This window comes from Massilia sp. PWRC2 (genome assembly GCF_049896725.1).
Taxonomy (GTDB): Bacteria; Pseudomonadota; Gammaproteobacteria; order Burkholderiales; family Burkholderiaceae_D; genus JAFCUW01.
The window spans coordinates 16,136-40,156 of the sequence record NZ_JAFCUW010000017.1 but is presented as its reverse complement, the minus strand read 5'-3'; the positions used below and the strand labels follow the sequence as shown (position 1 = coordinate 40,156).

Annotated in this window: 29 protein-coding genes, 1 tRNA gene and 1 pseudogene; 16 read left to right on the top strand and 15 right to left on the bottom strand. The window is 57.9% G+C overall.

Annotated features, from left to right (window positions below):
- The first annotated feature begins 233 nt into the window (after positions 1-233).
- The 4 genes from ACP7BZ_RS22240 (at position 234) to ACP7BZ_RS22225 (ending at position 2,118) form a co-directional block, all read left to right on the top strand.
- The gene (locus ACP7BZ_RS22240) at positions 234-653 is read left to right on the top strand and encodes a DUF5681 domain-containing protein (RefSeq protein WP_426117260.1); all 420 of its coding nucleotides are present in this window, start codon (positions 234-236) and stop codon (positions 651-653) included.
- A gap of 162 nt (positions 654-815) precedes the next feature.
- A complete protein-coding gene (locus ACP7BZ_RS22235) occupies positions 816-1,034 on the top strand; it encodes a hypothetical protein (protein WP_426117258.1) in 219 nt (72 codons plus the stop codon).
- 443 nt (positions 1,035-1,477) lie between these two features.
- Complete coding sequence (locus ACP7BZ_RS22230; protein WP_426117256.1) at positions 1,478-1,792, top strand: hypothetical protein; 315 nt, start codon at positions 1,478-1,480, stop codon at positions 1,790-1,792.
- Positions 1,792-2,118 (top strand): hypothetical protein, encoded by a 327-nt coding sequence (locus ACP7BZ_RS22225; protein ID WP_426117255.1) that lies wholly within the window; start codon positions 1,792-1,794, stop codon positions 2,116-2,118. The genes ACP7BZ_RS22230 and ACP7BZ_RS22225 overlap by 1 nt, the downstream gene beginning before the upstream one ends.
- A gap of 35 nt (positions 2,119-2,153) precedes the next feature.
- On the opposite strand, the gene ACP7BZ_RS22220 is transcribed toward ACP7BZ_RS22225, so the two are convergent.
- Positions 2,154-2,762 (bottom strand): recombinase family protein, encoded by a 609-nt coding sequence (locus tag ACP7BZ_RS22220; RefSeq protein ID WP_426117253.1) that lies wholly within the window; start codon positions 2,760-2,762, stop codon positions 2,154-2,156.
- A 205-nt stretch (positions 2,763-2,967) separates the two neighbouring features.
- Here ACP7BZ_RS22220 and ACP7BZ_RS22215 point away from each other — a divergent pair, with 205 nt between their 5' ends.
- The gene (locus ACP7BZ_RS22215) at positions 2,968-3,381 is read left to right on the top strand and encodes a hypothetical protein (RefSeq protein WP_426117251.1); all 414 of its coding nucleotides are present in this window, start codon (positions 2,968-2,970) and stop codon (positions 3,379-3,381) included.
- A 265-nt stretch (positions 3,382-3,646) separates the two neighbouring features.
- Here the strand turns inward: ACP7BZ_RS22215 and ACP7BZ_RS22210 are convergent, their stop codons facing one another.
- Positions 3,647-4,003, bottom strand: a complete 357-nt coding sequence (locus tag ACP7BZ_RS22210; RefSeq protein ID WP_426117249.1) for a hypothetical protein — start codon at positions 4,001-4,003, stop codon at positions 3,647-3,649.
- A 90-nt stretch (positions 4,004-4,093) separates the two neighbouring features.
- Between ACP7BZ_RS22210 and istA the strand changes: the two genes are divergently transcribed.
- Complete coding sequence (istA, locus tag ACP7BZ_RS22205; protein ID WP_426117247.1) at positions 4,094-5,617, top strand: IS21 family transposase; 1,524 nt, start codon at positions 4,094-4,096, stop codon at positions 5,615-5,617.
- Between the two features lie 11 nt (positions 5,618-5,628).
- A complete protein-coding gene (gene istB, locus ACP7BZ_RS22200) occupies positions 5,629-6,396 on the top strand; it encodes an IS21-like element helper ATPase IstB (protein ID WP_426117245.1) in 768 nt (255 codons plus the stop codon).
- A 70-nt stretch (positions 6,397-6,466) separates the two neighbouring features.
- On the opposite strand, the gene ACP7BZ_RS22195 is transcribed toward istB, so the two are convergent.
- Genes ACP7BZ_RS22195 through ACP7BZ_RS22185 form a run of 3 tightly spaced genes read right to left on the bottom strand, consistent with a single transcriptional unit; the run spans position 6,467 to position 7,925 of the window.
- Positions 6,467-6,919 (bottom strand): hypothetical protein, encoded by a 453-nt coding sequence (locus ACP7BZ_RS22195; RefSeq protein ID WP_426117243.1) that lies wholly within the window; start codon positions 6,917-6,919, stop codon positions 6,467-6,469.
- Complete coding sequence (locus ACP7BZ_RS22190) at positions 6,904-7,638, bottom strand: hypothetical protein (protein WP_426117241.1); 735 nt, start codon at positions 7,636-7,638, stop codon at positions 6,904-6,906. The genes ACP7BZ_RS22195 and ACP7BZ_RS22190 overlap by 16 nt, the downstream gene beginning before the upstream one ends.
- Positions 7,635-7,925 (bottom strand): Arc family DNA-binding protein, encoded by a 291-nt coding sequence (locus ACP7BZ_RS22185; protein WP_426117239.1) that lies wholly within the window; start codon positions 7,923-7,925, stop codon positions 7,635-7,637. Before ACP7BZ_RS22185 ends, ACP7BZ_RS22190 begins: the two co-directional genes overlap by 4 nt.
- 74 nt (positions 7,926-7,999) lie before the next feature.
- Here ACP7BZ_RS22185 and ACP7BZ_RS22180 point away from each other — a divergent pair, with 74 nt between their 5' ends.
- From ACP7BZ_RS22180 to ACP7BZ_RS22160, 5 genes are all read left to right on the top strand, one after another.
- Positions 8,000-8,191, top strand: a complete 192-nt coding sequence (locus ACP7BZ_RS22180; protein ID WP_426117237.1) for a hypothetical protein — start codon at positions 8,000-8,002, stop codon at positions 8,189-8,191.
- Between the two features lie 197 nt (positions 8,192-8,388).
- Positions 8,389-8,685: a hypothetical protein gene (locus ACP7BZ_RS22175; protein ID WP_426117235.1), complete on the top strand. Its 297-nt coding sequence runs from the start codon at positions 8,389-8,391 to the stop codon at positions 8,683-8,685.
- Positions 8,682-9,050, top strand: a complete 369-nt coding sequence (locus tag ACP7BZ_RS22170; RefSeq protein WP_426117233.1) for a hypothetical protein — start codon at positions 8,682-8,684, stop codon at positions 9,048-9,050. The genes ACP7BZ_RS22175 and ACP7BZ_RS22170 overlap by 4 nt, the downstream gene beginning before the upstream one ends.
- A 378-nt stretch (positions 9,051-9,428) precedes the next feature.
- Entirely contained in the window at positions 9,429-9,737 is a 309-nt protein-coding gene (locus ACP7BZ_RS22165; RefSeq protein WP_426117231.1) for a hypothetical protein, read from the top strand.
- Positions 9,734-10,840: an AAA family ATPase gene (locus ACP7BZ_RS22160; RefSeq protein WP_426117229.1), complete on the top strand. Its 1,107-nt coding sequence runs from the start codon at positions 9,734-9,736 to the stop codon at positions 10,838-10,840. Before ACP7BZ_RS22165 ends, ACP7BZ_RS22160 begins: the two co-directional genes overlap by 4 nt.
- A gap of 274 nt (positions 10,841-11,114) precedes the next feature.
- Here the strand turns inward: ACP7BZ_RS22160 and ACP7BZ_RS22155 are convergent, their stop codons facing one another.
- The 4 genes from ACP7BZ_RS22155 to ACP7BZ_RS22140 form a co-directional block, all read right to left on the bottom strand.
- Positions 11,115-11,360, bottom strand: a complete 246-nt coding sequence (locus ACP7BZ_RS22155; RefSeq protein ID WP_426117227.1) for a hypothetical protein — start codon at positions 11,358-11,360, stop codon at positions 11,115-11,117.
- A 444-nt stretch (positions 11,361-11,804) separates the two neighbouring features.
- Positions 11,805-12,203 (bottom strand): hypothetical protein, encoded by a 399-nt coding sequence (locus ACP7BZ_RS22150; RefSeq protein WP_426117225.1) that lies wholly within the window; start codon positions 12,201-12,203, stop codon positions 11,805-11,807.
- Complete coding sequence (locus ACP7BZ_RS22145) at positions 12,200-12,976, bottom strand: hypothetical protein (RefSeq protein ID WP_426117223.1); 777 nt, start codon at positions 12,974-12,976, stop codon at positions 12,200-12,202. The genes ACP7BZ_RS22150 and ACP7BZ_RS22145 overlap by 4 nt, the downstream gene beginning before the upstream one ends.
- 251 nt (positions 12,977-13,227) lie before the next feature.
- Entirely contained in the window at positions 13,228-14,259 is a 1,032-nt protein-coding gene (locus ACP7BZ_RS22140) for a YncE family protein (protein ID WP_426117221.1), read from the bottom strand.
- A gap of 67 nt (positions 14,260-14,326) precedes the next feature.
- On the opposite strand from ACP7BZ_RS22140, the pseudogene ACP7BZ_RS22135 reads away from it, so the two are divergent.
- Positions 14,327-14,737: pseudogene (locus ACP7BZ_RS22135) on the top strand (IS66 family transposase); the annotation flags it as partial.
- A 1,457-nt stretch (positions 14,738-16,194) separates the two neighbouring features.
- Here the strand turns inward: ACP7BZ_RS22135 and ACP7BZ_RS22130 are convergent.
- The 6 genes from ACP7BZ_RS22130 to ACP7BZ_RS22105 form a co-directional block, all read right to left on the bottom strand.
- Complete coding sequence (locus tag ACP7BZ_RS22130) at positions 16,195-18,156, bottom strand: hypothetical protein (protein WP_426117219.1); 1,962 nt, start codon at positions 18,154-18,156, stop codon at positions 16,195-16,197.
- Positions 18,157-18,439: 283 nt separating this feature from the next.
- On the bottom strand, positions 18,440-18,664 hold the full coding sequence (locus tag ACP7BZ_RS22125) for a hypothetical protein (protein ID WP_426117217.1): 225 nt from the start codon (positions 18,662-18,664) through the stop codon (positions 18,440-18,442).
- A gap of 466 nt (positions 18,665-19,130) precedes the next feature.
- The gene (locus ACP7BZ_RS22120; protein WP_426117215.1) at positions 19,131-19,616 is read right to left on the bottom strand and encodes a hypothetical protein; all 486 of its coding nucleotides are present in this window, start codon (positions 19,614-19,616) and stop codon (positions 19,131-19,133) included.
- Positions 19,600-19,911 carry an STAS-like domain-containing protein gene (locus tag ACP7BZ_RS22115; RefSeq protein ID WP_426117213.1) on the bottom strand — a complete coding sequence of 104 codons (312 nt, stop codon included), beginning with the start codon at positions 19,909-19,911 and terminating at the stop codon, positions 19,600-19,602. The genes ACP7BZ_RS22120 and ACP7BZ_RS22115 overlap by 17 nt, the downstream gene beginning before the upstream one ends.
- Complete coding sequence (locus ACP7BZ_RS22110; RefSeq protein WP_426117211.1) at positions 19,908-20,705, bottom strand: hypothetical protein; 798 nt, start codon at positions 20,703-20,705, stop codon at positions 19,908-19,910. The genes ACP7BZ_RS22115 and ACP7BZ_RS22110 overlap by 4 nt, the downstream gene beginning before the upstream one ends.
- A 480-nt stretch (positions 20,706-21,185) precedes the next feature.
- A tRNA-Phe gene (locus ACP7BZ_RS22105) sits at positions 21,186-21,261 on the bottom strand.
- Positions 21,262-21,378: 117 nt separating this feature from the next.
- Between ACP7BZ_RS22105 and ACP7BZ_RS22100 the strand changes: the two genes are divergently transcribed.
- The 3 genes from ACP7BZ_RS22100 to ACP7BZ_RS22090 all read left to right on the top strand — a co-directional run bounded on the left by ACP7BZ_RS22100 (position 21,379) and on the right by ACP7BZ_RS22090 (position 24,019).
- Complete coding sequence (locus tag ACP7BZ_RS22100) at positions 21,379-22,599, top strand: FAD-dependent monooxygenase (RefSeq protein WP_426117209.1); 1,221 nt, start codon at positions 21,379-21,381, stop codon at positions 22,597-22,599.
- A 43-nt stretch (positions 22,600-22,642) separates the two neighbouring features.
- A complete protein-coding gene (locus ACP7BZ_RS22095) occupies positions 22,643-23,383 on the top strand; it encodes a DsbC family protein (RefSeq protein ID WP_426117207.1) in 741 nt (246 codons plus the stop codon).
- A gap of 177 nt (positions 23,384-23,560) precedes the next feature.
- Positions 23,561-24,019, top strand: a complete 459-nt coding sequence (locus tag ACP7BZ_RS22090) for a (2Fe-2S)-binding protein (RefSeq protein ID WP_426117206.1) — start codon at positions 23,561-23,563, stop codon at positions 24,017-24,019.
- Positions 24,020-24,021 lie beyond the last annotated feature (2 nt).

Genomic DNA, 24,021 nt, shown 5'->3' with positions numbered 1-24,021 from the left:
CAATGTACAGAAATACGCTAATGCCGTTACCGCTCCAGATCGTTACCGGCAACTTGGGCGTGGATCGCTCTAACCTGTCGCACAACGTGGCCCCGCGCTCGGTTGTGGTTTACGCCGCCCAGCGCGCTAGTCTGATCGCAAGGATGATGAATGTTGGGTCAGAGTGCTTTGAGACCATTAACGGCGCACTGGATGCTCGCAACCAATGACGCTGAAATAACAGGAAAAAAACAGTGCCAAAAAAAGACCAAACTAGCGGTTGGAAGCCCGGTCAGTCCGGCAATCCTAACGGGCGGCCGCCAGGCACTTCCGAGGTGGGGCGCCTCCGTGCCGCAATCTCCGAGCACCTTCCCGAAATTATCGCGCAGCTCGTTAATAAAGCGCGAGGAGGCGATACGCAGGCTGCTCGGCTTTTGCTTGAGCGGGTACTGCCGCCAGTGAAAGCGGTCGAGGCAACCGTCACCCTTGAATTGACTCCCCGCGCTTCATTGACCGAACAGGGAGAATCGATTGTTCGCGCCGTCGCTGTCGGCCTGCTCGCGCCAGGGCAAGCCGGGGCATTGCTCGCTGGTTTGGGTAGTATCGCGCGCTTGAAGGAGGTCGACGAACTCACCAAGCGGCTGGAAGCGCTGGAAGCGGCCGCAGGCAAATGAATATTCTCGCGAGGATTACAAACTTGGAAGCCAATCGAAGTTTGGATGCGAAAGCGAGCCTCGCCCCCGACCTCTGGCCACTGATCGGAAGTCGGCATACGCACGAAGATTTCATCGGGATGCTGGCTCGCGAGGTAGAGTCAGACCTGAAAGGAGGCACCGATGGCCACGCTTAAATCTAGGTTGGAGCATTTGGAGGCGAAAACTCCGAGTGATGATGGCACGTTCTGCCTGGTGCTACATGGTGACACCTATAGTGCGCGGGCAAAGACTGCAGCAACCGCCGCATACTTGGCGGAGCATGGTCGCGCGGCGGTCAATTTCTTCGATGTGGTATTCGTTTCGCCTAAGTCAGCGGAGAGCGCGAAATGTCTAGCCTGAAGTCACGCATCCAACTGCTTGAAGGCGCAGGAGCGCTTTTAGGGCCGACAATGATCTACATTGGCGATACTCCGGAGGAGGAAGCAAGTGCCCGAGCGACGGCATCCAAGGTGAAGGCCGTTGTGATTTTCGTTTCACCGCTGGACTGCGCACTGTGAGCATCTACGGCTTGAAAGCCCGCGTAGAGCAGCTTGAGGCGAAGGCGGAGCCCGGTTGCAAGCTGCCGGCAGTCCGAATTGTTCAGGACGGAGACTTGACGCAAGAGCAGCGCGCTACTCTTGTGGAAACGGAAATGACCGGGCAGCTAGTGATCATTCGGCAAATTATCCGACACACGTTTATGCACTGAAGGCGATGCCACCTTGGGCAATCGTGCGACCTACCAAAGGTAAGCAATTTCATTGTGTTAATCTTGTAGCATTGGAAATATTTGGAGTTAAATGATGTTAAATTTAATCGTGATTTGCGCCACCTTCGCCGCCCTGACCGGATGCGCTACATCCCTCACTGGAGCTGCTGAAAAAGTTCAGATCGTCACTGCGGCGCAAAAAGAAAAATGCAAGACGGTCAAGTTGGTGACCTTCAACCAGCGCATTGGCTCTGATAAGCCTGGTAACGCTATGAAGTCGGCTTTAAACGAAGCCGCTGCCGCTGGCGGAAATGCTTTCTACGTAGTGTCGAGCTCGTCGGATTGGGCGGAAGGCGCATCCGTCGTTGGTGAGGCGTTGCAATGCGCTGCGGTGGCTGAGGGGCTGTAATGCGCCCTCAATCTGATATCGATGATGAGGCCGAGTCTGAACGTCAACTAGACCGAGTTGCTGCCAGCTGCAAGGCCGGCGCGGACATTGTTGAAGCAATTAGGCAATCTCGGAAAGCATGTGAGGCAGCGGGGTTGAATGCCACTTTTGCAGAGGATGGAGTTGCCTATTTTTCGCCGTGGCAAACGGCAAAAACAATTCGACATGCTCGGGAGGACGCGGCGGCAACGCTCATGGTTCAACTTGCGGTTTTGCGGAGGCTAGACAGGTTGCGCAATCTGGCTTGGGTTGCTATTGCTTTGCTTGCTTACCTGATATTGCGGTAAGGCGTGCCGGCATGGCGTGACCATGGCGGGCCCTGTTAGGCGGCTTGAGCCTTCGCAAACCGCATGACGGTAGCGCGCGATAGTTTGTGTTGGCGGGCGAGTGCGCTGATCGATGCGCCTGCAGCGTGCGCCCCGGCGATCGCGCGCCGATCGGCGTCGCTGGTCAACGTCGGGCGGCCCAGGCTCTTACCCTCGGCTTTGGCCCGGGCCAGCCCGGCCTGCGTTCGCTCTACCAGCAAATCGCGCTCCATCTCAGCCACGGCCGCAAGCATCGTCAGCATCAGCTTGCCTGCGGACGAAGTGAGGTCGAGCTTGCCCAGCTGTAGAACGACGACCTCGATGCGGCGGGCGGCCAGCATCTTGATTGTGGCGCCGATGTCCTGCGCGTCACGGCCGAGACGGTCAAGCTTGGAAACCACCAGCGTCTCGCCGTCGCGTATCTTGTCAAGCAACACGCCGAACTGGGCCCGCTGTAACGCGGGTACCTTGCCGCTCACGCCTTCATCAGCAAACCAGTACGACACGTCGTAGCCGGCGCGCTCTAGCTCCAACCGCTGGTTTTCGCTTTGCTGCTCTTTCGTACTGACCCGGCCGTATCCGAAAATTGCCATTTCGCTCTCCGCTTTTCGTTGATCGCTGTTCATTAACGTAGATACTGCATATGAACATGTTCAAAAATAAAAAGGATATTTTATGAACAGTCTGCGACCTAGCTCTGACGGGGTGTTCAAATACGGTCGATTTTGAACAAAGCGATTACATCCGCGCACCACGCCGCTTGCGCATCAGATCAGCAAATGGGAGACTTCAATCATTTGCTAATAGTTAAGTTTTCCACGAGGGATGGATATGGACTGGATTTCGACGGTTATAGGCTTTGTGGTCGGTACCGCAACAGGCGCGGCGGGGACCTACTACGCAGATAAATATACCGATGAGCGACGCGCGAGAGATCAAACTAAGGCGGAAGATCTTGTCTGGTCTGAAGCGTTCAATAAGTTCCCCGGTCTGATGAACGAAATGCGCGCTGATGTGCAGAACCCTGCGTTTCCCAACGTAAGAGAGTTCTTTGTAAAACACAGCGGCACAACGGTGAACAACGATGCGGCGCGATTTCAATACTTCACTGATGTACACGGCGACATCGGGCAAGCAGTTGCCTATTTTGAGGAGGTCGGCTACATTGAGGACATAACGCCAGGCAATTGCCCGATGTACCGGATGCGCCTTGATTTCGTAGAACGTTTGAAAGCGATGCCATAAATAATTCGCCCGACCCTTCATCACCTGCGCTGCCTCGACGCGCGGTTCGGCCGTCGAGCGACTGTAGCGATGCCGACTCGATCATCGAGCGTTAGCTTATCGACCTGATCAGCGACTTCGGGCGCTGGATGGCTCGGCATAGAAAACGTGAGGATTGCAGCCGGGCTGGAGCCTCGTCGCTCGTCGCTGCAATGCGCGTCTATTTTATGTGGGAGTACGGGGACGAGGTACCGTCGCCTCGAGGATAGTTGTCCGACCACTTTCATTAGTCGCCGACGTATTCAGCATAGGGCGCGACCCACCATTGCCGCCCTATTTTCTTCGGCTGCGGATGAATGCGCCCATCGTGAACTGGGTATTCCGGACGAACGTGACCAGTCATTCCGGCATCGTGACCAGTCATTCCATTTGAACGTGACCGTCCATTCCGGACGAACGTGACCGATTTCGGGCATCTTCCGGAATCAGTGGTCACGATGCCGGAATCACTGGTCACGATACCGGAATCAGTGGTCACGATGCCGGAATCACTGGTCACGATACCGGAATCAGTGGTCACGATGCCGGAATCACTGGTCACGATACCGGAATCAGTGGTCACGATGCCGGAATCAGTGGTCACGATGCCGGAATGACGTCGTATAGCGCAGTAATGGTGTTACGCATTTTGCAACTGAACGGGTACGCTCCCAGTTTTTTGACTGGAACCAGCGTGCCCGCACCAAGGATCAATATGCGTAAAATCAAGGACGTATTACGGCTCAAGCTTGACGCCAAACTGTCGCATCAGCAGATCGCCGATGCGCTGGGCCTGTCGAAGGGCGTGGTTACGAAGTACGGCGGCTTGGCCGCCGCAGCGGGCCTGGACTGGCCTGCCGTGCAAGGCATGGACGGAGCGGCGCTGGAGCGGCGCCTGCTGGTACGCTCACAGAAGGTGCGCGACTATGTGCAACCGGACTATGCTCGCGTGCACCAGGAACTGCGCCGCAAGGGCATGACGTTGATGCTGCTGTGGGAGGAGCACCGCGCCGACCACGCGCACTGCCAGACCTACGCGTACTCGCAGTATTGCGACAACTACCGGCGCTTTGCCAAGCAGCTCAAGCGCTCGATGCGCCAGATCCACCGCGCCGGAGAGAAGCTATTCATTGATTACGCTGGCCCCACCATCGCCCTCACCGACGGCGGCCGTGCCCACATCTTCGTGGCGGCACTGGGCGCCTCGAGCTACACCTTCGCGTACGCCACGCCTTCCGAGACGATGGCTGACTGGCTCGGGTCGACGGTGCGTGCGCTGGCCTTCTACGACGGCGTGACGCAGCTCATCGTGCCCGACAACCCGAAGGCGATGATCGCCGACGCCAACCGCTACGAGCCACGCGGCAACGACACCGTGCTCGACTTCGCCCGCCACTACGGCACCTCGATCCTGCCGGCGCGGCCGTATCATCCGCAGGACAAGGCCAAGGCCGAATCGGCGGTGCAGATCGTCGAGCGCTGGATCATGGCGCGCCTGCGTCACCAGCAGTTCGCCAGCGTGCACGAGGTGAACGTGGCGATGGCGCCGTTGCTGGCGCGCCTGAACGACAAGCCGTTCCAGAAGCTGCCCGGCAGCCGCGCCAGCACCTTCGCCGATATCGACGCACCGGCCTTGCTGCCGCTGCCGCTGCAGCGCTACGAGATGGCCCGCTTCAAGACCGTCAAAGTCCACATCGACTACCACGTCGACGTCGAACGTCATCGCTACAGCGTGCCGCAAGCCCTGGTCGGCCTGATGCTCGAAGCGCGCATCACGACGGCGGTCGTCGAGCTGCTCCATCGGGGCCAGCGCGTGGCCAGCCATGCCCGGGACCTGCGGGTCGGCGGCTTCACCACCACGGCCGCGCATATGCCGGCGGCGCATCGCGCCCACATGGAATGGACACCAACCCGGTTGATCCACTGGGGCGAGAGCATCGGTCCCGCAACGGCCGAAGCGGTGACGCGGCTGATGGCGGAGAACCGGCACCCGGAGCACGGCTACCGCGCCTGCCTTGGCCTGCTCTCGCTGGCCAAACGCTACGGCAAGGTGCGACTGGAGGCGGCCTGCATGCTGGCCCTGCAGATCGGCGCCTGCCAGTACCGTCACGTGCGCGACATCCTCACCAACAACCGCGACCAGAGCGCACCGGTCACTGCCGGTGAATGGGTCAGCCCCGAGCACGCCCACCTGCGTGGCCCCGGCTACTACCAATAAGGAATGACAAGATGATGATGCACACCACCCTGGCGCAGCTGCGCACCCTGAAACTGGACGGCCTGGCGGCCGGTCTTGAAGAACAACTGGCGCAACCAGGCATGGGAGCGATGAGCTTCGAAGAACGCATCGCGCTGCTGATCGACCGCGAGGTCCACGCCCGCAACGACCGCAAGCTGCTACGGCTGCTCAAGAACGCCCACCTGAAATACGGGCAGGCGGCGATTGAGGACATCGATGCGCGCGCAGGGCGCGGCATCGACCGCCGCGAAGTGATGAGCCTGGCCTTGGGCGACTGGGTCAGCGCCGGCCACAGCGTGCTGGTGACGGGGCCGACCGGTGCAGGCAAGTCCTGGCTGGCCTGCGCGCTGGCGCAGTACGCCTGTCGGCGTGGATACTCGGCGATTTACCAGCGCGTACCCCGTCTGCAGGAAGAACTGCGCATCCGCCACGGCAGCGGGGCCTTCGGCAAATGGCTGCTGCAACTGGCCAAGACCGATGTGCTGGTCCTCGACGACTGGGGCATGGGCGCCATCGACAGCATGACGCGCTCGGATTCACTGGAGATCATCGACGACCGTGCCGGCAGCAAGGCCACCATCATCACCAGCCAGCTGCCGGTCGAACACTGGCATGCGTGGATCGGCGACGCCACCATCGCCGACGCGATCCTGGACCGCATCATGCAGCGCAACCACCGCTTCACGCTGACCGGCGACTCGCTGCGTGCCGAGCGGCCTAAAACCGTCAACAAGGAGAAAAACAGCGACCCATCGTGACCGCAGGGATTAGAATTTGAACGCGTAACACCATCTCACGCGCAGCGGTCACGTTCCCCGGAATGACTGGTCACGTTCGCCGGAATACGCAGTGAACCCAGCGCAAAAGTGTGTTGTTGTGCGGTACATGCTCCCCAAAAACCATCGTCGCCCACACAGAAACCGGTACGTAACGTGGCGCGATCCCATCATGCTCTGTGTTCTTCGGTGGCGCCACGGCCGCCTTCGGTTTTGGTGCGCGAACTGGTGACACCGCGCGCGCCTCCCATTGAACAAGGGACTCTCGAGGGCGAACATCGAACGTCAGTGTTGATGTACCCTCAAAAAATGGCAGCTCAGGTTGCGGCGGTGCTTTGCCGGCACGAATGGCGGCCCAGTGGCCGGCCTCCGGCAATGGCACATGAAGCGCCTTACAGATATCCCGCAGCTTGGCGCTCGTGATGCCCCAGTCGCGTGCTAGATTGCCTATCGGGGTCTCCCATACGTTTTCGAAAAGCCTCTCGCGACTCAGACGAAGTGGCATATCTTGCTCCCTTTGCTGCTGGACGCCTGCGGTTCTGTGATCAAAACGCGGCCCGCGCCGGGTTGTGAATCGAAGTCCCAGCCCCATTGCGACGACACCAAATGAGTTCGAATGCTCTCTGCCAATCGCCGGCCTGGCTGCGGTATAAACCTGCTGCCAATTTTAACTTTCCTGTCGAACAATGATTTCTGACGATGGTAGGTCTGAGCCGCCACCACCATCCTTTTCGAAAGTGTGGCGTCGGTTATCCATAGGTGGTCGCATATTCGCTCACGGTCTTGCCGAAAACGAGCAAATGTATGCAGGTAGGCCGCTGCCTGCGAGTAGCTTTCTGTAAGTGCTTTCGCGCGCGCTTGCTCATCCTCGCGATCAAGCAGTTGGACTAACGGATCGGCGCCCAGTGGCGCGGCTAGTCTGTCGATTAGCCGCAGCGAACCGTCGTCGCTCTCAGTTCCTTGGTCGACCTGGACCGCACCCAAAAAATGGCGGTCCCTTCTTATGACCTTGAGCACGTACAAGCGTCCAATGATTAGCTGCTGATCGTCGACAACAGAGAAATCAACCGGCCATCCGCGTTTCCTTCCAATCTCGCTGGCAATGATCCATGCCTCACCATGAAGGTCCCCAACAGTCTCAACTTTCGCAGCGTAGGCGATGCGGCGAAAGCTGCTCGCCTCCGCGATCAAAAAGGTATCGAAGGGACTTGAAGGACGGCTCAAGCCTTGTGCTTTTTAGCTGGTGCCGATTGCTTGATGCCCGCTGCCGTCGCCACATCCGGCGTTACGACGATTTGCACTGTACTCCCCAGTCGCTTTAGAGCGGCCGGCACAAGAACGTGGGTGGGAATCGCTGCCAGATCTGACTCCGCATCCAACATCGCAGTGAGCATCACTACGATTTCCGCATTCGCGCTTCGACTGTTGGAGGCGGCGCGCTGTTCTATTCGTGCCCGAAGTTCATCGGGCATCCGGAGCGGAAAACTGTTGGGCTGCTTGGGCGAGTTCATGGCTAGGCAGTATGTGATTCTTTTTGACGCTTTGCAAAGAATCAATTTGACATCTACATTAGATAGATGTCAAAATGAATCGTCAGAAATTGTTTTGGGCTAAGACCATGACTAAAAAATCACAGCAGTGCACGACGCCGTTACGGATACCGGAAAACTTGAAAGAGTGGGCCAAGCGCGAAGCTAAGGCGCAAGGAGAGCGAAGTTTAAACGCGTGGATCAATGCGATGCTAGAGCAGCGTCGAGCCGACCAAATCAGCGCCTAAGCTAAATCAAATGAACACTAATTTGGCGAAACGCCAGGAGGCTGCACGCGCATATAAAGCATGAATCAGACGTGACAAGGGGCAGCTTGCCGGCCGCCCCTTTGTCTTACCAACCGGCCTAGCGGAACTAGGGGTTGTGACCAGGAATGCTGAAGACATCCTTGGTCGCTTTGGATCAGTGCAACTTGGAGAAACACATGAACGCAACAAACAATATCAGCGTTACAAACGCGAGTCAACAAAATATTACGGTAACGACGCCGCACGGGACGTTACATATTAAGAGCGCTCTAGACGCAGAAGACCACGCCATGATGAAGGCCACCGAATTGCATGCATTCTTGGCACTGGTGAGCGGTGAAGGGCAAGCGGACTTCATGAGCATGAACGAGGAACTCAAAAATAGCCTGCTGTGGGCCGCGCGCCGTTCTGCCGGTGAGCTGTGCGAGGTGCTGGCGCAAGTGCGTTTTGCAGAGGCAGGGGTGTCCAAATGAGCGCCAGGCAGCGTAACGCGGCATTTCAGGCATTCTCGTGGTTGCCGCACGATCTCCGGAACGACAACGCGGCAGTTTTTGCTGTGCGGATCAAAGATCTGGGGGCCGGCGTGCAAACGTGCCTCCAATTGATCGAGACTAGCGAGCTGGAACGAGAGCATATTCGTTTCGATGGCCCGCCAGCGGAGGGCGACGCCGCCGACGTTCCGCTGCTGTCCGTTACGGACACCTCCATACTGCTGCGCCTGGCCATCACTATCGCTGGAGTTATTAGCGAACAAGCCGAGCAGTTCTGCCAAGCGTCGGAAGATCGCCTTGTGAAAGCGCGCTCGGCAGCCACCAGCACAGGAGTCGACCATGAGTGATTGCGATCCTACCGGCGAACCAAGTAGCCACGTGGTGCGGCCTGCTCGATGGGCTGGAGACAACGGCGCGATTTCACAAATTGACTGCCTCATGTCGCTTGCATTCTTCCCTGGCCGCGCGCCGCGCAGCAATGCATACCGAGAAGGATGCCGAGCGGCACTTGAATACCGCCTCCTCGGTCGACGAATGCCGCCAAGTTACCGCGCTGGATGCTGCGAAGCCGATGCATGGTTTGCCGGTGCCGAAGAGGGGCACGCGATCTGGCGACGGAAGTGTGAAGTTGGCGCTCCGTGCGGCGAGCAATCGTCCTGCTCGCAGGTGTCCTCATGACTCGCGCCCATAGCGCGGCGTTGTCGATTCGGCCGCGCGCAGGGGCGATGCAGCCACTGTTCGACCTAATTGCCGCCGATATGCAGCCCATCCGCCGTGAGGTGTGGCTAGGGCTGGGTTTCTGCCCACCAAAGCGTTGCGCCATTGCTATCGACCCGCACGCGTTACCCGGTAAGCAGGATTGCAGGGCCGTGGCGGGTCTTGATGTACTGCTCTGTTATCACGGTGACTCGACGCGCTACGGCGTTCTGCGCGACCTGTGCGCGTCCTTGCTGCTGGCAGGACCGCGCCGGCTACTGGTGATAGATATCGACCACGGGCGCCTGGCTTTCTTGAAACTTTGGAGTGGCGCATGAGCATCAGCAATCCCATAATTCTATTCGCGTCGGAGAAGGCAGCGCCGGATCTGATCGCGGCCAGGACGGCAAGCCGGGCCATGCTCGAAGACACGCGCACCGTTAAGATCCGATGCGGCGCCGACATTAAGCCCCAAGCCATCGATTGGCTGTGGCCGGGGTGGCTGCCTGCCGGGAAACTGACAATCTTGGCAGGTGCCGCCGGCACGGGCAAGACGACGCTTGCGCTGGGCCTAGGCGCCGTCATCACCACCGGTGGCCGGTGGCCAGATGGCTCATCCAGCACGAAGAAGGGCAACGTGCTGGTCTGGTCATCGGAGGACGTGGCGGATGACACGCTGGTGCCGCGCCTGATCGCGTCCGGTGCCGACCTGACGCGCTGCCATTTCATCGAAGGCATCGTTCAGCATGGCGAGAGCGTCCCATTCGACCCTTCCCAAGACATACCCGAGTTGCACCGCGCTGTGGAGCGGATCGGCGGAGCTGCCCTGCTCATCATTGACCCGATCGTGTCGGCCGTCGCTGGCGACATGCACCGGGCCAACGATGTGCGGCGCGGCCTGCAGGCAGTGGTGGAGTTCGCGGAGGCTCACAGCTGCGCCGTGATCGGCATCACGCACTTTGCCAAGGGCGGTGCCGGCAAGGCGCCACAGGACCGCGTAATCGGCTCCCAGGCGTTCGGCGCCCTCGCGCGTATGGTATTGGTCACAGCGAAGGAAGAGGGCAGCACGCGTCGGGTGTTGGCCCGAGCAAAATCAAACATCGCGCCAGACGATGGCGGCGTGGCGTATTCGCTCGACCTGGTGACGATTGATGGCGGTATCGCAGCGACGCGCGCGGTGTGGGACGGGGTGATCGAAGGCACTGCACGCGAAATTCTGGGCGATGTCGAGCACGACGACAGCGAAGAAGCCGGCGAGAAACAGGATGCTGAACGGTTCTTGCGCGGTCTGCTTGACGAAGGACCGGTGCCGACTCGTCAAATTAAGGCAGATGCGGACGGTGCTGGCTACGCTTGGGCGACGGTCCGTCGAGCTCAAAAGGCGCTCGGAATTACGGCGGTCAAGGGGGGCATGAAAGAAGGCTGGACGTGGCAGTTGTAGGTCGGCGGCGCCCGAAGGTGCTCAAAAAACGCGAAGGTGCTCATGAAAATAACGTGAGCACCTTCGTGAAAAGTGAGCGCCTTCGTCGATGCGACAGCGCTTAAGGAGCAATTGCGAAAATCTAAGATTGAGCGGAGTGATGCCGAAGACCGCCATACAAATTAAGTGGCGGTCTACGGAAAAAGTGGCGGTCTTCGCGTAGACCTTTGCGGCATGGCTACTTATGCCGAGCTTCAAAACATAAATTAAGGGCCTAAGCAGATAGAAAATTTGGCTACGCTGCTGCGGTGCCAAGAGGAATCTCGTCGATGATCATGTCGATATATAGTCGCGCTCTTTCAGCTGCCTCCGCTTCGGCCACAATGAAATCAGCATGTGGCTTGGTGGAGCCATGTTGGAGGGTCCCTAGCTTCCCTCCAACTCGGAAGTGCGCTTTCCACAGCATCGATTTGCTGTCGCGCCGCCTGGTCACATCGAGTTGGTAGCCTCTGTATATGCAGCCATTTTCTTCATTGTTCATAAAACCTTCACCGTAATTAAAGTGATGCGATCGCATGAGGTGCTGACCGAGGTCTGAGGCTGTCGGCGACCAGCGCAAGAAACGAGGCGTACGATGCGGGCCGTTACTTTAATTCCCTTGCGATTCATCAACAGCCTTAGCAGCGGCGCTAGACACGGTATTTTTGACGCCGATCGCCAATTAGCGCTAGCAATTCCGAAATTTGCAATCCACTCGCTTCGTGAAGGCGTATCAGGAACGCGGCATTGACACGTGCGTGACCGCTACGCATTTTACTTAGCAGCGGACCGTTCACGTTCAGGAAGCGACCCAATTCGGCGTCATTTTTTAGAACAAGCCGGATTTTGACGGCATCTAGCAATTTGGACGGGCTGTAAGTGGGCGCTGCTTGTATATCTAAGGGAGAACGAACGTCCATAACGCGCCCAGTAAAATTCGTCGACGTTAAAGTATAACCATAGATGAGTCGACGAAAGTGCCGTGCGCGACAAATAAATTTTTGGCTTGGTTGTCAATCGACAAGGAAAGTTCATTTACGATAATTCTGTTGTCGACGGCTCGCTTACGCGTGAAGCTGCCGATGGCAAAATTGAGAGCGTCTCCGCCAATCGCCGCAAAGATCAGCAAAGGTGCGAGGAACGGCGCTGACAGGGTTCCTTGGGCGGCCAGAGCGCCTGAGACAAACAGTAGCGAGTCGCCCGGCAGAAAAGGCAATACCACTACTCCGGTCTCGACGAAAATTACGGTGAACAGCACGGCATAGATCAGGTAGCCATGGACCGCCGTTAATGCTGCCAAGTGAGTGTCCAGGTGCGGCACCCAATCGATCGCAGTGTGCATCATGTATTTCGCACCTCGATGCGCTCGGCGCGCTGTCGCACGAACACGATGCATCCAACAATAAACAGCGCCAGACAGGCACTGGCGGAGTACCTGCTCATCGCCAGCCCTCCGTTTGCTACGGGCTTGTCAAGAAAGTCACCTACGGCGGCCCCTAGCGGCCTGGTCAGAATGAATGCGGCCCAAAACAGCGCCGTGCGCGACGCTCTCGTCCAAAAATACAGTGTCGCGATGACCGCAAGGCCCGCGGCAAACACAAGTGCGCTACCTTGATAGCCCAGTCCCAGGCCCTTCCCTGGATCAGCGAACCAGTCGCCCAGAGCGGTACCCAGTGTCTGCGAGAACATGATGGTCATCCAGTAAAACACTTCGGCCTTGCCGCTGTCGATGCGGTTGATTGAAACCGAGCCGAGCGAGCGATACCACCACAGCAGCGAGCCGGCCAGCATCGCGGCGAGCAGGGTGGCGCCACCCGCGTAGCCGATGCCGAGCGAGCGGTCGAAAAAATCGGCTAGAGTGGTACCCGCTGTGGTAGTGGCGACTATCACGAACCAGAACAGGGGCGCATGGAATTTGTCGGCCTTGATTTGTGCGGCCACGGCCCCGATAAATATGGCCATGAAAATGGCGGTGCCGACAAGGTAGCCCAGGCTCATCGACATGGTGACGGCATCGCCGGCCGTCTCGCCCAACGTAGTGGCAACTATTTTAATCACCCAAAATAACAGAGTTAGCTCAGGTACTTTGCCTAAGATTGTGCGGGTTTCAGACTGCATACAATTCTCCAATCGGGGGAAAAGGTAATTTAGCCAACAAAGCTGGCCCTTGCCACGTTGCATGACCAAGTTAACGAAGATTTAATCCACGGAAGTACTTGCCCACGTTGTAAATATGAAGGCGGGAATTGCCCAGTTTTTGTGACGCCAGAAGTAGGCACGGTAACGCCTGAGCGCGACCGTCGCTGACTTCTAGGCAAATTCATGCGAGCATATGCCAAAAAATTGACCGTGCTAAGCGCTTCGTCGACCTATTCCGTTGCAATCGTCAGCAAAGTAAAAGTATCGGGTTTGAGCTGGGCGCGGCCTTTGACTGGGGGGGCATCAGATGCCTCCGCCGAGACAACGAACAGTTGGTGTGACTCAGCATCGAGCGCCATCGTGCGTCCCCGCGACATGGTTGGAACAGTTTGAAGCACGTTGAACGGCGCCACACCGTCGATGACAGTAAGGGTGCCATCGCCGTTCGACGCGAATGCGCGCTGCTTCGCAGGGTCGTAAGCTGTAGCATCATTTCCTTTGCCGATCGTTGGCGCGGCTAGGACTTTTCCCGTGCGGCCGTCTATCACAGCCATCTTGGCGTTGTGGCAGCCTGCAAAAAGTCGGTCGGTCGCCGCATCAATTGCGAGGCCGGCTGGCTCATCACATGAAGCGCCGATGTCGTACTGATGGATCACTGTCAGCGCCACGGTGTCGATCACCGCAATCGCGTTCTTATCCTCGAGCGCTATGAACAATTGTCCTTTCCCATTCACCACCGCTGTCTCTGGGCCGCCGGCCAGGGTGATAGCCTTGATCACTTTATTGGTAGAAGTATCGATCACGCTCAAAGTGTTACCCTTGCCATTGGCAGCAAATACGCGCTTACTGGCAGGGTCATAAACGATCGAATCTGGCTTACCGCCAACCGCTATAGTGGCCAGTGGTGCCAGAGTGGTGAGATCGAATACCGTAACCGTGTCGGCGCCGCCGTTGCTGGTGTAGCCCCTATTAATTTCAGCGGCAACGGCTACTCCATGGACCCCAGCTGTGTTCTGAATAGTGCCAATGACGGATTTAGTACCAACATCAAATACATCGACGTGGTCGCCCCGGGTCAGGAATACATGGTGGCGCGCGCTATCGACTGCAAGATAATCCCAGCGCACCGGGCCGCTCAAGACCTGGCGCGCCACCACTTGGTAGCCGCTGTCCGCGGCCGCCGCAAGCTGCGGCAGCGCAAGTGCGGACGCAAGCAGCGAAACAGCCACGCTGGAAGAAAAAAATCGTGCACGCAAAGTCATTGTCAGGCTCCTGATGGACATGGTTGAGGGGGTAAGCAAGCGCTCCATTATGGCATCGGGTAGAGGCAAGCGGACGCATGCACGCCCACTGCTTGACCACCTCGCGCAATGGCTGCGCGCCTCGCTTGAAAAGCTCTCGCGCAAATCCGACACGTCGGCCGCCATCCTGTGCGCCCTGAACCTGTGGCTGGCGCTGACACGCTATTGCAATAACGGCGCCATCGAGATCGACAACTCGGCCGCCGAACGGGCGCTGCGTGGCATCGCCATCGGCCGGCGCAACTACTTGTTCGCTGGCGCCGACAGCGGCGGAGAGCGTGCTGCCGGCATCTACTCGTTGATCGGCACGGCCAAGCTGAATGGGATCGACCCCGAGGCATGGTTGCGCCATGTGCTCACGCAAATTACCGATCACCCCGTCAACCGCGTTGACGAGCTCCTGCCCTGGAATTACCCGCAGCAGAATAAGCCTGCCTGATCAACACATCGCTTCCCAGCGGTGGCATGCCATCATCAATAAAATCGGTGTTGATCAAGACGGCGGTGGCATGACGCTTACGAAGAGACAGGCGTTGTCATCGAAAGAGATAAGAACGACGAGGGTAAGTTGGACGTGAGTTTTGCTTGACGCCGGCCTTTGAAGAAACCATGAAGAAACCGAAGAAATCACTTAAATTTCTGTGGTTTCTTCGGTTGCTTGACGGTTTCTTCGAGTACGGAGATTTCGGCTGAGTCATGGAGGGAGTACATGAAATAATGCGCTTCCTTTGGGGTGTGCTAGTGAGGGGGGATTGATTGCGACTTTTGGTTAGGTGTGTAAGGATAGTTTCCATATGTAACGATGCCTTACATGCGAGCACAGGGCCGCTTTTATATTTACTTGTAGTACGGGCGACTTTGAACTAATCTGTTCCGACGCTGTTCGTTGTTCAGATGTGTTCGGAGAAGCCTATGCCTGATGCCTTGGGATACTCGGATATTGAGGTCCAAATCCGCACCTTAAATATCGTCGACAGTGCATTCCCCCGTATCGCCTCGCAACTCCGACTATGCATTGACGATGCATACGAGAGACGAACTATCACTCTTCATCAATGGCGAATTTTGATGGAAGAGACCGCTCTACTGCAGGCTCGCCATTCCATGCAGCGTCCAGACGGATGGCGTTGGTTTCCTACCATCAGTCGCAGCTGGGGGAATGCAGGAAATGAATAGAGCACTGCGGCGTCAAAGCAAATGTCGCTTGTCTAAAAATTTCGAAAACGAGAAAATTTACCGGCGCGACCCGATTATCACGTCGACAAACTCTTTAGCCGTTCGTAACGCGTTGTCTGCCGCGTCTTGCTCCGACGCGTGTGGTCCGCTTAAGGCCGCCGATGCAACTCCGAAGCTCAGCAACCATATGTCGTAGTGACCTAGCCAAAGCCCGGGCACTCTTGACGTGGTGGCCCAAATATCGATATCGAAATCTTGATATTTGTGTTTTTTGAGTACCATAACTTACCTCATGGTCAGGGGTTTCATGTACCGTAGTTCGCTTGCCACTATATTGCTGATGCTGGAGAAACAGATGGTTGCGGCGAAGCTGTGACGATCGTCGTCACACCGCTTGACTTATACTAACAATTAGTAATATAGAAAAAGTGATGTTTGGGGGCTTACAAAGATATCAGGTTTAGCAATGAGTCTGATCGAACCGAAATGACTAGTAAAAATTGGTTACAGTGACCAATTTTACTGACTGCTCATCAACCTATTTTCATCGCAGTAACCTAAGCCCATGCTGCGCTACGGCTGATCCATCCTGCGCGTGCTAGCCAGCTGAAACCTGCTATCTCGCTCGATGATGGGGCTGTTCGCATCGGTGCGGGCGCGCACAGTGCTCGGCTGGACGTCCAGGTGCCACAGGTACCAAGCATCGTAGGCGGAAAACACTTATCTCAGCGAGTCAACGAAGAGCTGAATGTCCCGATGCAGCACCAGCAGCCCCTCGTCTACCGTCAGGTGCGAATACTCTCGAAGCACCGTGTCCAGCTTGTCGTGCAAGAGCTTTGCCACGGTGGGATAGTCGCCAGGGTGCCGCTTCAGGTGGTCCGTGGCGATGATGTGGCGAACCGCGTGGCCACAGAACCCCGGCGTGTCTGGAATGTACTGGCGTGTGAGGACGCGCATCCGGCGAGACATGGCTTCAGCCGTCCACATCCCTGACTTCTGCGTGTCGTAGTCGCCGTCGTTACGCTTGCCTCGGTTTGGTCCCAAGACGAACGGTAGAAAGAAATAATCGCAGGTTGCTGCGCCAATCGCGCCCGGTCTGGCCTCGGCGAGATAGCGGGCAATCCAACGGCCAACGGACCGCTCTACAGCCACGTCGTAATCGTTGCCGGCCGCGCCCTTTTCGTTTTTGAAGTCTGCCGAGGTGAAGCGAAGCCGCCAGTCTCCCTGACTGGTCTGGTACAGGTTGCCCTTGTTGTTCGGAAGGTACCGGATTAGCGCGAAGTGGCTCATTCGCAGCGGATTGCTGACTATCATTTTGAGAAACAACACATCGCGCAGCCACACCACATGGTCACGCTCGTGGACCAGTGGTGGCGGGTTGGACTCGACTGCCTGGACGAACTTGAGCATTTCCCGCAAAGGTGACGAGCTGGCCAGAATATTGGCGATCGGCTCGCGCGGGTCCCGGCTTTTCCAAATCCTCTCTCTGCCTCGAATCGCCTTCACGCGGTCATGCACTTTCAAATGGGTCGCCGCGCACAGCTCACGCCAGCGCGCCGCCTGCGCCTCGCACCCAAGAGCTGCATAGTCGTGACCGAGCAGGGCCGCCTGGTCGCGCAGCGTGCCTGCGAGTGCCGGCCGCGCCCAGAGAAACCCTGTCTTGGGCCGCAGCATGCACTTGATATCGTCGAGGAATTTCGGAATGCCGTTGTGTATCTTGCCGCCAGCTCGCGCTGTCAGCCACCGCACGAAGTCCATAAGATATGGAAAGTGGACGAGCCAGCCCAAGGTGTCGATGGTTTCCGCCTTTAGTCCCTTGCCGACTGGTGCGGGCAGACACAGAAATCCAAGATAGGCCGAAAAGCCGGTCCAGTTCGCTGCTGCGGTCGCACATATCAGGCCGCTCGAGGCGACCATGGGCTTCGAGATGCGACAGCCCGTCTCTGCCGCCGGCTTGATCCGCCACGTGTTCAGCCTTGCGCCGCCTTCGCGGTAGCCGTCCGTCTTGAAGTCAATGAGGTCGAGCCATTGGCTATGCAGTTGGCCGGCCAGCGGGATTGCATACGGGCCTAGCGTCTGCTTTTCTTTCGTGCGCTTCATTCCCCACGCCGTCTGTTGGCTGCCGGACTCCTTTACCGTCCTGGCGTAGCGAGAGTATCGTCGGCCCGGCAGGCGGTGCAGGAGCGTGCCTTGGGGGACCTGCAGGGCCGTTTCCAGCAAGCCGATGGACGGCGCGCTGTAAGCCCCTGGCAAGCCCTCTAGCGTCAGCCATGAGCGAACGGAGGCCGCCGCCACACCGGACGACCTGGATAGCTCCGTCACGGTCATTCCGCTCGACATAACCAGCGCAGCCAGTGCGCTCTTAAAGTCGGCCGGTAGAGTATCGACATGGCGACATTCGTCAAAATATCGGCGCCAGGTTAACAGCCGCTCCGCTTGGTCGCGCGCGGTTCGAGGCGACAACTTTGCAATCAGGTGGTCTTGGTGCTGGACGAAACAGGTGTCGAACCTGATAGACATCTCGTCGCCGACAAGCGTCGCGTCGCTGAGACTAAGCCGCTTCATCCACCCATTCAAAGCGGAGGCGAGATTCATAACCTGCTGACGAGAGACGCCCTTGGCTGCTTGGGTGGTGGAGGCATGTTCTTTTAGCCGGCCGTACGTGATTGCGAAACCGTTCATTTTCTTCGTCCGATACGATTGCTACGTTGGGTAGATAACGGGCGCCTTAGCGCCGGAATAACGGGAATACAGTGGCGCCCCGGGCGTGAGAGCGGTTTTGGCCTCAAACCGCGTGCCTTACTTGGTTAATGAAGTCGGGCACGGCTGCCGTTAGCTCCATCGAGGCAGTGGCTGCGCGCCAGCCCTGCCAATCCACGCCGTGTGGTGCCCTGCATTGCTTGTATAGCGATGTGCTCACAAAGCAGCCTGGGTGTCGCCCCCAAGCTTCTCCGCGCCGCTTTTGCTACAGCCCGCAGGTCAGCAGCGCCGCGACATCGGCAACGGGCCATTGCAGGCGGTTGCCGAACTTAATCGGGCGGATGCCGTAGCACTGGCCAGTGAGGCAGTAGTTTTTGCGTATCGTTTGAGCTGCCCGGTTGGTGGCTCGGGCAAATTCGGCAGTCTGGATGTGGTCGCGGCCTGCTGCGATTGCGGCCAGGGCTGAGGGGAGGGAGGGTGCCGATTGCATCGCTATGCGTCCTTGTAGGGTTGCGGTTGCTGCGAAATGCCGCAGCAAGACGCATAGCGAGTCGATTTATATGTTTTGAAAAATAGTTCGCGCACATGCCAGGCGCGTTCGGCTTCTCAGGTGCAATGGCCGCTATCTAACGCGGCGCCCCGTCTACGGTCGCAGGGATGCATGCCAGCCCAATGGCGTGCCGTAGAGAACCATGGGCGACAGCACGGGCTGCCGAGCTCCGCATGGCATGAGGCCGGCAAGCAGCGCAGGCAGATAAGGCGCACTCATCAATCGCTTAGAAGGAGGGCGCCCGGACGCTGGCTACAAAGTCGCAGCATGTGTAAATGTGACGCCTAAGACTGAAGCGCTTAGTTTTCGGAAGTGGCGGGGGCTTTGAGCTAACGCGCCGGTGGTCGGCCGGCGCCGCTTGACAGCTCAGCAGCTGGCTACGTGAGCAGCACAATTCGCTGATCAGTTATAGGTTGAAATATGGGAATTTTGAAGGGTAGCGGACTCGATATTGGCTTTCCATCTCGTCCTCCATGTCTTGCGAGGCCGAGAAAACATCCTGCAGAATGTCGCTGCTCTGAGACTGCTGGACGAACTCGGACAGGTCGAAGTTCTTCAACGTAATCGAGCGGCGTAGACGAATAATGTAGGGAACAAGATTGTCGACCTTGAAAATCTGGACGCGATTCATCGAGCGTTCAAGGATCTGAATTTTTGCATCGATGTCGCCAGCCGTTGCGGCTTGATATTGCGCTCCGCAGTGGAACGTGCGGGCGTCTTGCTCGAGCTTGTAGAGCTGCTCAAAAAGTTTATCTATCTGCGACCGGGCTTCTTTGCGTCGTTCGCGTGCTTCGCTTAGAAGATGAGTTAAGAACCACCCGGTCGCTGCCACAAGGGCTGCGACGATCCAGGGAATACTTGCGCCCCAACCCGGCTCAGCCGGGCTGGGCATTGTTGATGTACTCGTCGATCTCAGCCTTCAGGCTCTTATTGGTTGCATGAATTTCAAGCTTACGCTTGATGGCGTCCTTCAGGAAGCCGAGCCTCACTAGACCTCCAAATGCCTCTTCCAAAAACGAAGAGCCATACCCTCGCGCGCCATCCATATCGACGACAATTTTCTCCTCTTTCGAGAGGGCAGGCGCAAGAAATTTTGTTCGAAAATGTTCTCCGCTGTACGGCCCGTCTTTCGTGAATCGACCCGCCGGGTAGCGCGAGAAATCTTGAGCAATATTGATAGTAATCATACAAGCTCCTTGTCGTGCAAGGGTATTCGCCAAAAAATTAGAGTCCCAAGTATACTATCACTGTACGTCCCAGTCTCCGTATCGCCTCCGTGACGAGCAGTGTAGACACCTCGATTGCTGCAAACGTGAACGAACGCGGACGGTATACCGCTAACAACACGAACTATCTGGCCCAGCCCTTTGCCCCGGTGATCCTGTTGAGTCCGCGAAACACTATCTTCGACCGCATAACGAATTACGTCGGCATCACGGGTTTTGCCCATCGCCAAAATCCTGCTCCACACAGCGGCGCGTTTCATCGGCAAAGTTCGAGGGATGCCTGCCCCTAAGTCGCAGAAGACGATCACCAAGTTCCCATGCTGCTGCTGAGAGAACATCCACCATTCCTTCATCGGTTCGACGTCCAGACCATCTTCCCTGGTTTGGTCGTACGCATGGTTGAGAACGTTGGTCATTGCTTCTGTTATCCCAGTATAGAGCTTGTCCTTCAGAAGATCAGCTATATCACCATCATATTCTTGAAGTACATCCTCGTATTTTTCACCCAACACCTGCGTGCCATGTGCGGTCTTCCAGTTCACTACGTCGTCATCAACCGGCGTAATCGCTGTAGTGCAACCTACCAACTTCAAGACGCCTATCTGCGAAAGTACCTGAGCTACTTTATTGTTATGGGGGAGGATGCAGCTAATTTCAACCTCGCCTTTGACATGGCGCAACAGACGTTTAAGTTCGGCCAAGAACAGCAGAGTTCCCTCAGCATGCATCTTTTCAGTTGTGGAAAAGTCCAGCACCGTTCGCCTTCGCTCCTCGCCAATTCGACGGCGTAGCAAAAACAGGGACCGAAGGAAGTTCCCTCTAACCGCCGGATGGAGTCCGAAAACTTTTGGGGCGCGCCAAGCTTCGCCGCGATCTGCTGGAATCTCGACATATCGCGGTGCCGACGGCTCTACGAAAATTGATCGAGAACTACGTTTCGGCTTCGAAGCCCGCGACCGCCTGTCGAGGTAAATTTTGCGCTTGTGCGTTAGAAGTTTGATATGGGCACCTTGCTGTCGGTGACCTGATCCGTTGCGCTAGGTACGGCCAGTTGCGAACTGTAGGCCACCAAGGTCAACGCGTACACGTGGCCCGACTTTTCTCATTAGGCTATCCAATAGCCGGAATTTTCAGATTTCGGTTACACAGAGCTTACATATGGATGCTGGCTTCGACGAAAACAAAAAAGGGTTACAAGCCGCAGCGTGTAACCCTTTGATATTAAAGCTAATTCTTGGTGGCCCGGGGCGGAATCGAACCACCGACACAAGGATTTTCAATCCTCTGCTCTACCGACTGAGCTACCAGGCCAAGAGGCATGATTATAGACAGCAGCAACCCACTTTGCAAGTCCGTCTGACAACTTCATATAAAAAACCGCAGAGCATCCAAAAAAACCGTGGTCTTTCAAGCCGCTATAATGGATTCATGAACAGCCAAACCTCCAGCGCCGTACGGCGCGACACCGATATTTGCATCGTTGGCAATGGCGCGATTGCCAAGACCACCGCTCTCGGACTGGCGCAAGCCGGTCACCGCGTGACCCTGCTGATCCCGCCAAAGCCGGCCGCCGCCGCCGCCCACGCGATCGGCGAGCAACCGTGGGATGTGCGGGTGTATGCGCTCAACCTCACTGCCCATACGCTGCTGTCATCCCTCAAAGTGTGGGGCGCGCTCGATGCCGCACGGGTGACGCCGGTCGAGTCGATGGTGGTCAATGGCGACGGCCAAAAGCCGGGCGACCTGGTGTTCGATGCTTTCGGTGCCCATGTCGGCGCGCTGGCGTGGATCGTCGAAGACAGCAATTTGAACCAGGCACTCGATGCGGCGCTGCGCTTTGCGCCCCATATCGAGATCGTGCAGGGCCGGGCGACGGCGCTGGCGGTCAGCGCTGACAGCGCCCGCGTCAGCCTCGACGATGGCACGGTGATCGCCTGCCAGCTGATCGTCGGCGCCGATGGCGGCCAGTCGTGGGTGCGCGGTCAATGCGATATCGGCCTCGATTACCGCCCTTATCACCAGCGCGCCGTGGTCACCAATTTCAGCTGCGAGCTGCCACATCACGGCGCCGCCATGCAATGGTTCACCGGCCAGGAGGGCATCGTCGCCCTGCTGCCGCTGCCGGGCAACCGGGTCTCGCTGGTGTGGTCGGCGCCCGATGCGCTGGCCGCCACCTTGATGGCTGAAACCCTCAGCGAAATGGCGGTGCGCCTGGGCACCCTGTGCGAAGGCCGCCTGGGCGCGCTGCGCCCGCTGGTGCCGGAACTGGTCAAGGATGTTCCGCTGGCGCTGATCCGCCCGCATGCCATGGTGGCGCCACGGGTGGCGCTGGTGGGCGACGCCGCCCATGTGGTCCATCCGATGGCTGGCCACGGCATGAACCTGGGCTTTGCCGATGTGGCGCAACTGCTCGCCACCCTCGGCGCGCGCGAGGCGCACCGCGGCCTTGGCGACGAACGCGTGCTGGCCCGCTATGCGCGCGCCCGCCACGAAGATGTGCTGCTCATGCAGGTGGCCACCGATGGTCTGGCGCGCCTGTTCGGCGCCGATGTCGAGCCGCTGCGCGCGGCGCGCAATTTGGGGCTAAACTTGCTGAATAAATTGCCCATGGTTAAGCGCCGGATGATGGCGCATGCGATGGGCAGGTAAGTCTTTGCCGCACCTGTGTTTTTAGAATCAATTTGGAGAAGTAATGCGTATATTGAATCTGGCGTCGCGCGCCGTCGTCACCATCGCCGCGTCGGTGCTGGCCTTGGGCTGCAGCGCCGCCGCCGATCCGGCGGTCGAAGCGAATATCAAAAAAGTGGTCGAGCCACGGCTGGGGCCGGGTGTCAAAATTGACTCGGTCAAAGAGACCCCGTATGGCGGCCTGTACGAAGTGCGCGCTGCCGGCGACATCTTATATACCGATAAAAAGGGCGAATACCTGATCATCGGCCATGTCTACAACGCCAAGACGGCCGAAGACCTGACCAAGCTGCGCGTCGACGAAATCAACAAGGTCAAGTTTTCCGAGCTGCCTTTCGAGATGGCCTTAAAAACCGTCAAGGGTGACGGCAAGCGCGTCATCGCCGTATTCGAAGACCCCAATTGCGGCTACTGCAAGCGCTTCCGCCAGACCACCCTGAAGGAAATCGACAACGTCACCGTCTACACCTTCCTGTACAACATCCTGTCGGAAGATTCGACGGTCAAGTCGAAGAACATCTGGTGCTCGGCCGACCGCAACAAGGCCTGGGATGAGTGGATGGTCAATGGCAAGGCCGCGCCGGCGGCGCCCGCCAACTGCACCACGCCGAACGAAAAGGTGTTCGCGCTGGGCCAAAAGCTGCGCATTTCGGGCACGCCATCGATCTTCTTTGCCGACGGCAGCCGCATTCCGGGCGCGGCCGACAGCAAGGCGCTGGAAGCGAAGTTCGCCACCATCAAGTAATTGGCGGCTTTGCAGCACACGGCCATCCTGGAAATCGATGGCCGCAATCGCCGGCAACGGCCGCTCGCTTGAGCGGCCGTTGCCGGTTGGTCGCAGCACCCGGCGGACCACGCGCACGCGTGGCCGCCAGCAGTACCCCATAAAAACGTCCGCATCACCAAAACGAAGGGAAGTCCCATGGTCCAATTGAACATCAACGGTCGCGACATGCAGATCGAGGCCGATCCATCCACGCCCATCCTGTGGGCGCTGCGCGATAATCTGAACATGACCGGCACCAAATTCGGCTGCGGCGCTGCCCTGTGCGGCGCCTGCACGGTGCACCTCGATGGCGTCGCCATCCGCTCGTGCATCACGCCGATCGCCGCCGCCAGCGGCAAGAAAATCACCACCATCGAAGCGATGGAGAGCGACAAGGTCGGCAAGGCGGTGCAGGATGCCTGGGTCAAGCTCGACGTGCCGCAATGCGGTTACTGCCAGAGTGGCCAGGTGATGAGTGCGACGGCGCTGCTGCGCACGAATAAGTCGCCCAGCGACGCCGATATCGATAGCGCCATGAGCGGCAATATCTGCCGCTGCGGCACCTATCAACGGATTCGCGCCGCCATCAAGGACGCCGCCAAGACCCTGGCCTGAAG